The 12,534-nt window shown below is 52.4% G+C and carries 11 protein-coding genes; all 11 read right to left on the bottom strand.

Annotated elements, in window-relative coordinates; all coding sequences use genetic code 11:
- Positions 1-21: 21 nt before the first annotated feature.
- The 11 genes from ABEB26_RS18265 to ABEB26_RS18215 all read right to left on the bottom strand — a co-directional run bounded on the left by ABEB26_RS18265 (position 22) and on the right by ABEB26_RS18215 (position 12,498).
- Positions 22-558 carry a hypothetical protein gene (locus ABEB26_RS18265; protein ID WP_345723478.1) on the bottom strand — a complete coding sequence of 179 codons (537 nt, stop codon included), beginning with the start codon at positions 556-558 and terminating at the stop codon, positions 22-24.
- 8 nt (positions 559-566) lie between these two features.
- Positions 567-1,232, bottom strand: a complete 666-nt coding sequence (locus ABEB26_RS18260; RefSeq protein ID WP_345723476.1) for an RNA polymerase sigma factor — start codon at positions 1,230-1,232, stop codon at positions 567-569.
- A 225-nt stretch (positions 1,233-1,457) separates the two neighbouring features.
- On the bottom strand, positions 1,458-2,267 hold the full coding sequence (locus ABEB26_RS18255; RefSeq protein WP_345723475.1) for a prenyltransferase/squalene oxidase repeat-containing protein: 810 nt from the start codon (positions 2,265-2,267) through the stop codon (positions 1,458-1,460).
- A 44-nt stretch (positions 2,268-2,311) separates the two neighbouring features.
- Complete coding sequence (locus ABEB26_RS18250) at positions 2,312-7,090, bottom strand: Ig-like domain-containing protein (RefSeq protein ID WP_345723474.1); 4,779 nt, start codon at positions 7,088-7,090, stop codon at positions 2,312-2,314.
- 16 nt (positions 7,091-7,106) lie between these two features.
- Entirely contained in the window at positions 7,107-7,523 is a 417-nt protein-coding gene (locus ABEB26_RS18245) for a molybdenum cofactor biosynthesis protein MoaE (RefSeq protein ID WP_345723473.1), read from the bottom strand.
- A 1-nt stretch (position 7,524) separates the two neighbouring features.
- On the bottom strand, positions 7,525-7,764 hold the full coding sequence (locus ABEB26_RS18240) for a MoaD/ThiS family protein (protein WP_345723472.1): 240 nt from the start codon (positions 7,762-7,764) through the stop codon (positions 7,525-7,527).
- Positions 7,761-8,552: an imidazole glycerol phosphate synthase subunit HisF gene (gene hisF, locus ABEB26_RS18235; protein WP_345723471.1), complete on the bottom strand. Its 792-nt coding sequence runs from the start codon at positions 8,550-8,552 to the stop codon at positions 7,761-7,763. The genes ABEB26_RS18240 and hisF overlap by 4 nt, the downstream gene beginning before the upstream one ends.
- 2 nt (positions 8,553-8,554) lie before the next feature.
- A complete protein-coding gene (locus ABEB26_RS18230; RefSeq protein WP_345723470.1) occupies positions 8,555-9,652 on the bottom strand; it encodes a coiled-coil domain-containing protein in 1,098 nt (365 codons plus the stop codon).
- A 2-nt stretch (positions 9,653-9,654) separates the two neighbouring features.
- A complete protein-coding gene (gene hisA, locus ABEB26_RS18225; protein WP_345723469.1) occupies positions 9,655-10,377 on the bottom strand; it encodes a 1-(5-phosphoribosyl)-5-[(5-phosphoribosylamino)methylideneamino]imidazole-4-carboxamide isomerase in 723 nt (240 codons plus the stop codon).
- Between the two features lie 97 nt (positions 10,378-10,474).
- Positions 10,475-11,098 (bottom strand): imidazole glycerol phosphate synthase subunit HisH, encoded by a 624-nt coding sequence (gene hisH, locus ABEB26_RS18220; RefSeq protein WP_345723468.1) that lies wholly within the window; start codon positions 11,096-11,098, stop codon positions 10,475-10,477.
- Between the two features lie 362 nt (positions 11,099-11,460).
- Entirely contained in the window at positions 11,461-12,498 is a 1,038-nt protein-coding gene (locus ABEB26_RS18215; protein ID WP_345723467.1) for a histone deacetylase family protein, read from the bottom strand.
- Positions 12,499-12,534 lie beyond the last annotated feature (36 nt).

Below are 12,534 nucleotides of genomic sequence, written 5' to 3'. Positions count from 1 at the left end.
TTGACTTGCGGGTTGTACTTTTTAGGCGGTTTGTCGATTGTTCGGCAGCGGCATGCGTTCCCAGACTTGCCAAATTAGCAGCAACAAAATCATCCATTGCAATGGTTGGCGCACGGCAATCATTGCGGCCACAAACGAGCGCGATGATGGAATATGCCGATAGAGCCAATCGATCGCAACGCCAGGCCAAGTGCTAGCAGTCGCCAGCCAATCGCCAACCCCAACCGTGTTGGCCAAGAGATACACCCCATAGATCAGCAAACCAAGCGCCAAAATGCTGGCAAAGCCACTTAGCCCCACAAAGGCGCGGCGTTGCAACTTCCAGTGCTTGCTGCGCACCAACATTGGCGGCATCAAACCTGGCACCAAGGCTAAAAGCTTGGCAGTCAGATCATCGGGAACACTGGTAATCATCGCTGAGCGCACGACCGTATCGAAGGCTTCGGCGCGACGAGCACGTTGCGCACAGCTTTCACATTCAGCCAGATGGTCTGTAAGTTGTGGATCAAGCGCTTCTTCGCGCAGATCATAGTTGGTACGATATTCACAACGCTTCATGACACACCTCAGCGCAATCCTAGGGCAAAGGCAAAGCGACCGCGGTTTGGCCGTTCATCGGCAACAGGTTCACGTTTGGCAGGCAAAATTGCTTCCGATTGATTAGCACCTAAGAGCAAGGCAAGCCGCTCTTTACCACGGCGAATATAGCTTTTGACCGTATTCAGCGGTACTTCCAAAATTTCAGCAATATCATTGTACCGCAAATCATCAAAATAGTAGAGAGTTAATGCTAAACGATAATGATCTTCAAGTTTATCCAAGGCTTGGGTTACTTCGGCCCGCAACTCGTGGTTGGTTGCCACTTCTTGAGGGTCGGCCCAACGATTATCGTCGGCAATGCTCGATAATGGATCGACGGTTTCACCATCGTCATCGGTCATTGGTGGCATCTCTGGAGCACGGCGGCCACGCTTACGCAGCTCATCACGCCCAAGGTTGATCACCAAACGATAGAGCCAAGTGGTAAACCGACTTTCGCCATTATACTGGCCAATCACCCGCAACAGCTTGATACAAGCATCTTGGGTTAGGTCAGCGGCATCTTCGGGCTGGCGCATCACGCTCATGGCGATGTTGTAAATATAATGTTGTTGGCTAACAATCAATGCTCCCATTGCTTCGGGGTCATTGCGTTGAGCGCGATATAAAATTTCTGTAGTTGGTTCGGCCACAGTATACAACTCCTTGCCATCAGCGTGGCTTCTGTTGCTTGAGACGCTGACCCGCAAAAAATAGTTGCAGCAATTCGCAGCGATTAATCACGATTATGCCAAGATTGCTCAATTTGCAAAATGATCTTTCGATCTGTCGCCACTAGTCCTTTAGGACGATCAAGCCAAACTGCCCCACTCTGAGCCTTCAGAGCAGGGCAGCAACGTTAAGTGAATCGATGAAATTTAGCGTAAGCCGAAGCGCCGGACAATCCGTACAATCCATGCTGTTAGCAAGGGATCAGGCAGGCCATCTTCGTTGAGCCAAGCACCACTTGGTTGTTGCAAATTGCGCAGTAAGTTAATCGCCTGGGTAACGGCTCGGGTCATGCGGGGAATACGGGCAATTCCCGCAGCATTCAACATCACTGCGAGGCTTGGGGCATCCCAATCGGTCGAAAGCAAATCGCCTAGACCGCCCAACATGCGCTTGACTGGCCGACTTTCGCGGTGACCCAACAAAACCGCTGCTAACATCGCCCAACCAGTTGCTTCAACTCGAAAGCCTGGCAACAAGCCGTTATTGGCAATTTGACCGAGCAACCAAGTGTTGGCTTTATCTGCTGCCACGTTGACTTCGGGGTTATCCAACAGCGCTAGGCTGGCCGAACAAACAGCGGTCGTATAGATCAGTGCTGCATCCGACTCGCTATCCATCCACAATGGCGGGCTATAGATCGCCAAATTGTTGCCTTCGCGCCACCAACCACGCGGCGATTGAGCATCGAGAATAAAGCGGCTCGCCGTAGCTACCGCCGGATGATCGCTGGCTTCAAGTTCGACAAAATGGCGAATAATGTTGCAGCTATCGTTGAGGGTGCTCGGGCGGCCAGCCACGCCATTCAGTGGAAAACCACCATCGTCGTTTTGCAGGGCAGCTAATTGATCAAGTAGTTCGTCATCTGCTGGAGTTGCCTCAAGCATGTGGGTTATTTTGGCTTGGGCTAAAACATTGCCCGATTGTTCAATCCATTGAATTGCTTCTGGAATACGCATTGATGTGCCTTAATTCTGAAAATAAAGATGTCTCTATTGTACCATCAGCGAATTAGCACTGACGGCGCGGTTTGTTCAAGCTCAATGATCTGGCCGCCGCTGGTTAATTGGGGCGCTGGCCAAGCAAATTGACCCTTGTGGCGAGCCACACCCAACAGTTGAATTGGGTAAATGCCGGCCCGAACATTGGCGGCACTGAACTGACCATCATGCCAATTCAAGCCTGTGGCTGAACCAAGTTGCCACTCAACACCCCTGGGCGTAGCTAAGCGTAATTGCAAGCTTGGCAGATCGTGTTCAAGCACTAAATAGCCTTGCCACAGCCATTGCTCACCATAAACCAATTGATCATCGCTACTGGAATGGAGCAAGTGAGCTTGAGCGGCTGGGTTTTGCCAGCTAGCTTGGCTAGCCAGCAAGATTGGGCCATTCGGCTCGATCTGCAAGTTAAGTTGGTTGGTAATTGGCAAGCTCAGGCTGCTGGCTTGATCATAATCGCTCAACGTTGTGCCATTCAAGCCCAAACGATAATTGCCACGGGTCGGAAAATCTTGTTGGGTTAGCTGAAATACCGCCACGCTACTGGGCAAATCTTCCCATGTCGCGCCATTCCAGCCCTCGGCGATACTATTAAGCACTTGAGCACGCAAGGCTGAGCTTGGCTGACTGCGCTCAAAAATCAAGCCGATCAGCGCCGCTTGGCGGGTGCGGCTCATCCAAACACTTGGCTCCAAGGGTTGCGCCAACATCTGGCGCACTTCAAGCAAATATTGATCAGCTTGCGGTGAATCAAGCAGCACCAAGCCATAAATCAAGCGCAACCGTTGAGCCGTAGTTAATTGGCGATTTTTGAGCAAACTGGTGATTTGAGCCTCAACTGTTTTGCCGCTTTGTGCCAAGGCCAACAACATTTCGCTGCGCAAATCGGGATCAAGCGGGCTAACCAAGGCTAACCAACGGGTTGCTTGCTCTTCAAGCTGGCGCAGTTGGGGCGAACGTTGTTCGCTAGCAATCAGTTGCACAATCAAAGCAGTTAATTGCAAATCTCCCGCCTGCGCATCCCAACTCCAGCTGCCATTGGCAAGCTGCTGCTTGGCCAATAATTCAATCTCAGCATGCGCAGGCTGAGCTGTATAGCGGGCCATGGCAATTCGTCCAGCCAAAGTCAAGGGGTCATCGCCTTGCAATTGGCTAGGCAAGGCTTGGCTGGCTTGGGCTAAACTGGCAATCGCAATGTTGATCGAGGCTGATTGGTTAGCCATTGGCACTTGCCAAGTAATATCGGTCGCTTCGGTCAACAAACGGCTTTGTTGCAAACGCACTTGGCTTGGTGGCTGAATTGTCAGGGCTTTGGTGATAATTTGGGTTTGCTGATTGACTTCAATAGTTGCGGTAAGCGTGGTCGTACCAAGATTGGTGGCAACCAAAGTTTGGGTCGTAGTATAAATTCGGCCACTATTGCCCGTGGTTGGCTCAGTCAATGCCGCAAGATCGGTCGAATCAACACTTAAGCGTATGGTGGGAATACCACCGCGCGTTGCCAGCAAATTCAAGCGGGCGGTCACACTCAGCTGATCGCCCACAATCAAGCGTTCGGGCAGTAGCATTTGGACATCGATCAACGGATTTGGGCTAAACAGGGTTGTAGCCTCGGCACTATTCAAGCCATCGCTGGCTAAGGCCTGAATCTGCCAACCCTCACCAAACCCCTGCAAATCGAGCACTGCCTGGCCATTGCTGGCTGTACGGACAAGCCGCTGTTGGCTCGCTGACATTTGGATTGACTGAAAACTCAAACCAATCATGCTCGAAACAGGCCGACCAGCACGTTGGGTTGCCAGCACCAATTGCGAGCCGCTGACAACCATCGTCAAATCGAGCGGGGCAACTGCTTGGAAGGGAATTTGGCTGCTGCTACTGATTAATTGCTCAGCATCGAGCCAAGCCAAAGCCACCTCTAATTGCTGAGTATTGCTCAGGCTAGGCGTAATTGCGATGCGCTGGCCCGCAACCCAAGGCTGAATTTGCTGGCGAAGTGTGCCGCCTTCAAACCAGCTGACCAAAACACTAGTAGCCGCCAGATTGGTAAGCGGGGCAAGGGCTAGCTCGGCAGTTTCCACCAAATTGCTTTGGCTCCGGCCAATCGCTTGTTCAGTAGTTACGCCAAGCACCCATAATGGCACTTCTACACTGGCAGCATCGGGGCTGCTAGCACGAATCAGCCACAAGCCCGAACGTAAGCCATTGGTGCGCCAAATAACCTCGCCAGCAGCATTGGTACGCAAACTTTGGGTGCTAGTAATTGCACCTTGAACCTCGATTTGCAAAGCGCGATTGGCCAAAGCCATGCCCTGTTGATCACGCAGTTGGAAGCTGATGTTGGTTGGTTGATTAGGATTGAGCAACTGTTGCTCGGCCTTGGCAGCCAATTGCGCAACATAGCGAATTTGGCTGGGATGATAGCTAACTTGCTCACCAAGCTGAACTTCGAGCACATAATCGCCCAACAACGTTTGGCTCTGTTGATAATCAAACTGGGCAATTCCAGCAGCGTTGCTATACCAGCTACCAGCAGTCACTTGGCGATTACGTTGATCAAGCAAGCGCCACAGGCCATGTTGGTTCGGTAAATCGCTGATGATTTCAGCTGGCACGATCGCATTGGTCGCTTGAACTTCGGGCAAAACCACACGATACACCAAATTTGGCTGATTGACCACAAAATTTTGGCTGGCAATCACTTGGTTGGCATAGCGCAGTCGCACTTGATACAAACCTGGTTGAACATCGGCGGCAAGTTGCACCTTGGTTGTCCAGAGGCTTTGGCTTACCACCAAAGTTTGTTCGGGCGCAATCGCTTGGCCACTGGGATCAAGCACAGCCAAAGTTAGGGTTGGCGTAGTTACCAGATCGGTTGCAAACTCGCTGCTACCGATAATCGTCAGTTGTTGGTTGGCTTGGTAACTCTGGCGGTCAAGCAGCAATTGGCTGCTCAAACTTGGAGCTTGGCGTTGCGGTCGAATAATTGTTTCGGCCACAATCGGCGCTTGCGGCTCGCCGCCAAGCAAGACCAAACGCCCGCTACTGCCCTGAATTGCGGTTTGCCAAAGCCCTTGCGAATCGCTCTGGCCTGTGGCAAGTTGATTCGCGCCCGCCAAAATGCTCAAATCTGCGGCGGCGACTGGTTGACGATTGGCCAGATCGACAATCCATGCTTGGGCTTGCTCGGGGGTCGCCAACAATTGTGCTCGATAGGGTGTCCAAATCAAGACATGTTGCACAAGTTCGGTATTGGGAGCTTGCACTTGCAGCAATAACGCCGCTTGAGTTGGGGTGATGCTGATAGTTCGTTCAGGGCCAGCCGCAATCTGCCATTGCTGTTGCGGTTGCAAATTATAACGCTGCGGATTGAGCGGGGTTTGCGGTTGTTGTAAGGCCGCTGCCAAAACCGCCCGATCAACCACATACAAACTCGCAGTGAGTCGGCTATTTTCGCGTCCGCTCAGCCGCAATTCGGCGGTCGTTTCCGGCAACAACAACGAATAACCTACGCCTTCAATTTGCAATGGTTGGGCTTGGGTTTGGGTACGAAAGGTCAGCGGAGCAGAGCCAGCCAAGGTCAAGGTGTAAACAGTGCTTGGTTGCCAAGCAGCGCTAATTAAGGCCTGTTGATTGTTGATGTTAATCGCCACATTCGCAACTTCAGGCTCGATTAACAGTTGCTCGGCAAGTTGCTGGCGCTCAGGCGTTTGATTGAACAGCAAACGCAATGGATCATCAACGGCCAAACTGCCGCCACGGCCTGGCACTGAGCCAATTAATTGCAAGTTGGACTGAATTTGCCAAACCTGGGTGATCGGCTGGCTAAGTTGTAGGCTGGTGGTAAGGGCTTGACCAGTCGGCCAAACCGGAGCAGGCAAGACCTGAATGATGGTTTGCGGCTGTGGCTCAGGTTGATACCGCACCTGCCATGTTGTGCTCACAGCGGGAGTAAATTGAATCCGCTTGATCAATTGTTGGGTTGTAGTTTGATCAAGCAAACCCTCAAAAGCCCATTCCACGGCTTGATCGGCTTGAAGGGTTTGGGCTGTTGGCGGCGCAATCAGGTTTGGTTCGCTCACCTGCACTTGCCATTCGGTGGTCTGAACGGGAATGCCCAGCAGATCATTGAGATTTTGAAGTTTGAGTTGATATTGCTGACCAACCTGCCATTGCACCTGCACCAAAACGCTGCGATCATCGAGCCAACGCACTTGGCTAGCGGCGTTTGGCTCGATGCTTAATTCGGCTAAGCCACGCTCAGTTTGGTTGGCATAGTCGATCATCGCCCGATTGAAGCGCAACAAAATCGGAGTATTGGGAGCGATAATCGCATTGGGCAGCGGTGAACGAAACACCAACAATGGAGCGGGTGCGGCGGCAAATTGAGTGGTAACCGTCGTCGCTAGGGTTTGGCGCAACATCGATTGAGCGGTTGGGCGTAATTGCACCGTCACGGTTGTGCCTGGTGTCCAGCCAAATTCAGGCTGCCAACGAGCGCGAGAGCGGCCTTCCCAATGCCAACGTCCACGCACCGGCGGCGTAATCACCAAAGCATCTTCGACGCTCGATCGATCCATCGGCAGATTGAAATTAAATTCCAAGGCCGTGGCTGGCGGCAATTCGCGGCTACCAGCCAACGGCGTTAGGCGCAAAACGCTTGGTTGCGGAACCCAGCCAGCGATACTCGCCACGATTACGCCAAGCAGCGCCATGCCCAACAAACTAATTGTTGTTAGAAGCCAACGCCACCACCATCGTGCTAGTTTTTCGAGCAATCGCATAGCTCACCTTAGTGCTTCAACGCTGACCCACCCATTCTTGCGAACCATCGGCCCAGTGCTCACATTTCCAAATTGGCACAACCAACTTGATTTGATCCATCAGCCAAGCCACCGCAGCAAATGCCGCGCCACGATGGGCCGAGCCAATTGCAATCAGCACGGCAGTTTCGCCAATTTGCAACACGCCAACCCGATGGTGAATCGCCACCTTGCCAATGCCAAATTGAGCTTGGGCTTGTTGCCCCAACAAGGCTAATTGCTGCTCGGCCATCTCGGGATAGGCTTCGTACTCCAAGTAGGCCGTTGCTCGCCCACCAAAATTATTGCGAGCCACGCCTTCAAACAGCACAATCGCACCATGGCCGGGGTCGCTGACCAACTGGCGCAACGGCTCGGGCTGCAAAACTGCCTCGGTTACCAAAAATACTTGCACTTTAGCCCCCACTCACTGGCGGAATCAAGGCCAGTTCGTCGTTGGGCTGAAGCGTCGCCTCAAGCGTCACATATTGGCGATTAATTGCATAGGCTAAGCCAGTTAAGGGCAATTTGGGATACAGTTCAGCTAATTGAGCCAGCGCCGTGCCAACCGTCGCAGCCTCAGCCACATCCAAACTCAGGCTATGTTGATTGAGCGCTTCGCGCAAGCCCGCAAATAAACGAATGCGAATGATCATACAGGCCTCGGCGTGCGACGCATTGGAATACCTTGCTCTGTCAAATATTCTTTGACGGCTTCGACCGTGTAGGTGCCAAAGTGGAAGATCGAGGCCGCCAAAACGGCATCGGCTTTGCCTTCGTGCAATGCGGCTAGCAAATGTTCGGGTTTACCTGCACCACCAGAGGCAATTACGGGCACGCCAACTTGCTGGCTAATCGCCGATAATAATTCGTTATCGTAGCCTGCACCAGTCCCATCGGCATCCATGCTGTTGATCACCAACTCGCCAGCGCCCAAATCGACCACGCGTTTGGCCCATTCAATTGCATCCAAGCCAGTTGGCCGTGGATCGCGCCCAGTATGGGTAAAAACATTCCATTGGCTGGGTTGGCCTGGCTCGTTGATCCGACGGGCATCCATCGAAAGCACAATGCACTGCGAACCAAAACGCTTGGCTCCATCTTCGATTAATTGTGGGTTGAGCACTGCAGCGGTGTTGATCGAAACTTTATCCGCGCCAGCCCGCAACATTCGATACATATCATCGACCGTGCGAATGCCGCCGCCAACCGTTAGCGGAATAAAGACCTGCCGTGCCACATTCTCAACGACTTCGACCATAATATTGCGCTCATCGGATGAAGCGGTAATATCGTAAAACACCAATTCATCAGCGCCCGATTCGTTGTAGAAAGCCGCCAATTGCACAGGATCGCCAGCATCGCGATGGTTGAGAAAGCTGATGCCCTTGACCACACGCCCAGCCTTCACATCCAAACAAGGAATAATTCGCCGTGTCAGCATGCTTAGATCTCGCTTCCGCGTTCCAAAATTTCGCTTTGGGCAATTTGCAAGCGGCCTTGAATTGCCGCCAACATATCGCTCAGTGCTTGGACTTCGCGCCGCTCAAAATCTTGCATGCGGCTCAAATTGGAAATTTGGGCATCTTCAAGGCGGTTTTGGGTGCGGCTGAGCTTCGATTCATACTCATGACACCAGGTATCAATTCGCTCCAACGAACTCATAATTTGGCGCAGATGGGTTTCATCAGCACTGCGCAACTCATCAAGCTGCTCGTTATGTTGACCGCGTAATTCTTCCAAGCGTTCTTGGTTCATCAAGAAACGTTCGGTGCTGACCCGCTCGATCCGCTTAATTTCGGCGATCATATCGGGGAGTTGAGCACGTACAACCTCAATTTGCTCGGGCAATGGTTCGATTTGGGCTTCCAAGCCTTTTTGCAAATCTTCAAGCCGCTCGAAGCGCGAACGCAATTCGCGAATGCCTTCGCCAATGTCGATCACCATTTGTTGAGTTTCGACGGCTTGGCGACGCATTTGTTGCTTTTCAATTTGCACATCTTCGCTGAGTTTGCGCATATCTTGCACAGTTTCAGCATCGGCAGCCCGCAAGTGCTCGATCTGGCCGCCCAGCGAACGATAATGCTCAGTTTGCTCACGCATCCGCGCCTCAAAATCGCTCATGCGCTGTTCCATCAATTCAATTCGCGCAAACCAGCTTTGTGATGTTTGTAAATCTTGTTTGCGATGCTCTTGCTGTTGGGCCAACGAAAGCTGAATGTCACGAATTGGCTTGACGCTATCGTCCATGCGCACAGTGCTGTTAGCAATTTCCTTGCGCAAGGTGGTCAATTCGCGGCGATAGCTTTCCAAGGTTTGGGCTTGCTCTTGGGCTTGACGCTCGATCATGCCTTGCAGTTGGGCAACCACCGCCTCGGATTTACGCGATTGCTCGGTTGACCAAGCGTATTTGCCGTTTACGTCTTTGATTTGACGACGCAATTCATCAATTTGATTCTGGAGATAGAGCAATTGCGATTGCTCTTGGGCGCGTAAACGCTCCTCTTCATAACGAGCGGTAATATCTTGTTTCGATGACGACACGTTTAGCCTCCGTGTTCAATCGTTTGAATTGCCGAGGCCAGATCGATATGGCCTGTATAAAGCGCCGTGCCAATAATTGCCCCGCTAATGCCAAGCTCTGCCAAACGCGCCAAATGTTCGACGCGGGCAATCCCGCCAGAAGCGATAATTGCTGGGCCATCGGGGGTTACCAAGGCAGCCGTTTGCGCATAATTTGGTTCGCTCAAGGTGCCATCACGGCTAATATCAGTATAGATGATCCGCGCAACTCCGAGTTGGCCCATTTGTTCAGCCAGTTCGGTTGCTCGTTGACGGCTGCTGGCTAGCCAGCCTTCGGTCGCCACGACCCCATTGCGGGCATCAATCCCTATCGTAATCGCCTTGCCATATTGGCCCACCAATTCGGCCACCAATTCAGGGTTGCGCACCGCCACTGTGCCCAAAATCACATCGCTCACGCCAAGCTCAAAAGCAGCGGCAACACTGGCGGCATCGCGCAAGCCACCACCAAGTTGCACTGGCACACTGACCGCTTTGGTGATCGCAGCAATTGTGCTGGTTTGGGTTGGTCGGCCAGCTTTGGCTCCATCAAGATCAACAATGTGAATCCGCGCCGCGCCTGCTGCTTCCCACCGCTGCGCGACCGCTACCGGATCATCGCCATAGACGGTTGTTTGTTCAAAATCACCTTGCACCAGCCGTACACAACGGCCATCGCGCAAATCGATTGCTGGTATCAGTTGCATGGTTCTCCTAAAACGTAGGGGCTAGGGGTCGGGGATGAGGGATTAGTTACCCCTGCCATAGTTTTGTCTCAAAAATAAATCATCGGTATTTTAGCGGCTATTCTGATCCCTGACCCCTGCCAACTGCCCCCTTGACCCAATTCCCCAGCAATTTTAGCCCCCATTGGCCGCTTTTTTCGGGGTGAAACTGAACAGCAGTGATATTATCGCGGGCAATCGCCGCTGGAAAATTCAGGCCATACTCGGTACGGCCAGTAACCAAAGCCGCGTCGTCAGTTGCTAAATAATAGGAATGCACAAAATAAAATTCAGCTCCGTTGGGAATCCCATCCCACAAAGCGCTGCCATCGTGCTGCACGCCGTTCCAGCCAATTTGCGGCACTTTCAAGCCTTGTTCAAAACGGCGAATCGTGCCTGGCACTAAACCAAGGCATTCGTGCAAGCCAAATTCTTCGCTTTGCTCAGCCAACACTTGCATCCCCACACAAATGCCCAAAAATGGCGTTCCACGGGCGATTACCTCGCGAATTGCTGAATCCATGCCCATTTCACGCAACGAGCGCATGGTATCGGCGGTCGCGCCAACTCCAGGCAAAACGACTGCTTGAGCTGCTCGAACCGCCGCCGGATCAGTCACCACTTCGATTGGGGCTTGAACATATTCCAAGGCTCGCACTGCATTGGGCAAGTTGCCAGCTCCATAATTGATCACTGCAATCATAAGTGTCCTTGTATGTATTCGAGGGGCCAGAAGTCAGGGGCGAGGGGTCAGTTTTCAGTTTCTTGAGTGACGGTTGCTCGCCACATCGCATGGGTCGTTTGCTGTACCGAAAACTCAAAACCTGCCCCCTGACAACTAGCCCCTGATCTTTATGTTCTATGTTCTATGTTTAATGGTTCAGCAGGTTGCCAATCAACTCCGACCCCTCACCCCCGACCCATCGCCCACTGCGGCGGGCGATGGGTGCAATGCCGAAGCGGTTCCCCCTCGCCTCGCGTGCGGGAGAGGGGGCTAGGGGGTGAGGGATAGGCATCATTGCCAACCCCCTAGCCTTGATCGCTATGTTCTATGTTCTTCATCCTTCATCCCTTCAAAAGCGGATGTTCGCGGCGCAGATGCTCGATCAGCCATGTAACATCGGGTTCTGGGGTATGACTGACTTCTTGGTTAAAAATCGGGGCAGGCTGACCAGAAACCCATGTTTGCAGCGTTGCACTGAGGCTTTGAGCGAGAGCTTCGAGGTTATAACCACCCTCAAGCAAGCCCACCAAGCGTCCATCGCAGCACTCGGCGGCCAAATTATACACGATCGAAGATAGCTGGGCATAACCGCCGGTTGAGAGCGCCAAATTCCCCAATGGGTCGTAGATATGCGCATCATAGCCCGCCGAGATGATCAATAACTCAGGTTTGAAGCGCCGAATCGCTGGAGCAATTGCTTGTTCAAATACCAAATGAAAACCCATATCGCCAGTCAATGGCCGTAATGGCAGGTTGAGGGTTGTGCCCAAGCCAGCTTTCGCGCCCATCTCCTTCCAATGGCCCGAGTTTGGCCAAAGCGGCCAGCCATGGGTCGAGATATACAACACATCAGGATTTTCATAAAAAATATCTTGGGTTCCATTGCCATGATGTACGTCCCAATCCAAAATCGCCACTCGTTTGAGGCCATATTCACGTTGAGCAAAAGCCGCCGCAATTGCCGCATTATTAAACAAGCAAAATCCCATCGCTTGATCAGCGGTCGCATGATGGCCCGGTGGGCGGATCAAAGCAAAACTATTGCGCTGCCGACCACTGAGCACTGCATCGGTCGCGACAATCGCGCCGCCAGCAGCCAGTCGGGCAATCTCGACCGAATCTGGCAAAATATAGGTTTCAGCATCAGCCCAATCGCCAAATTGGGCCATACGTTGCAGCGTTGGCAAATGGCTGGGCACATGCACCGCTTCAATCTCAGCTGCAGTTGCATGGCGTGGTGCATGTGGGGTTAAATGTTGTTGCAATTCATAATCAGCCGCCAGCATGGCATGAATCGTCCGCAAACGATTGGCATTTTCGGGGTGCTCAGGCTGATCGTGGTCGAGATAATGATCGTGTGAAATAAGAGCGAGGCTCATATGCGAAAGCTCCTCAGCGAACAATACTAAACCTAG

Source organism: Herpetosiphon gulosus (assembly GCF_039545135.1).
Classification (GTDB): domain Bacteria; phylum Chloroflexota; class Chloroflexia; order Chloroflexales; family Herpetosiphonaceae; genus Herpetosiphon; species Herpetosiphon gulosus.
This window is presented reverse-complemented; position numbering and strand designations above follow the sequence as displayed.

Excerpts from the sequence above, each read along its gene's own strand:
- ABEB26_RS18265 (WP_345723478.1), bottom strand. The coding sequence starts at position 558 with ATGAAGCGTTGTGAATATCGTACCAACTATGATCTGCGCGAAGAAGCG.
- ABEB26_RS18255 (WP_345723475.1), bottom strand. The coding sequence starts at position 2,267 with ATGCGTATTCCAGAAGCAATTCAATGGATTGAACAATCGGGCAATGTT.
- hisH (WP_345723468.1), bottom strand. The coding sequence starts at position 11,098 with ATGATTGCAGTGATCAATTATGGAGCTGGCAACTTGCCCAATGCAGTG.
- ABEB26_RS18250 (WP_345723474.1), bottom strand. The coding sequence starts at position 7,090 with ATGCGATTGCTCGAAAAACTAGCACGATGGTGGTGGCGTTGGCTTCTA.
- hisA (WP_345723469.1), bottom strand. The coding sequence starts at position 10,377 with ATGCAACTGATACCAGCAATCGATTTGCGCGATGGCCGTTGTGTACGG.
- ABEB26_RS18215 (WP_345723467.1), bottom strand. The coding sequence starts at position 12,498 with ATGAGCCTCGCTCTTATTTCACACGATCATTATCTCGACCACGATCAG.
- hisF (WP_345723471.1), bottom strand. The coding sequence starts at position 8,552 with ATGCTGACACGGCGAATTATTCCTTGTTTGGATGTGAAGGCTGGGCGT.
- ABEB26_RS18240 (WP_345723472.1), bottom strand. The coding sequence starts at position 7,764 with ATGATCATTCGCATTCGTTTATTTGCGGGCTTGCGCGAAGCGCTCAAT.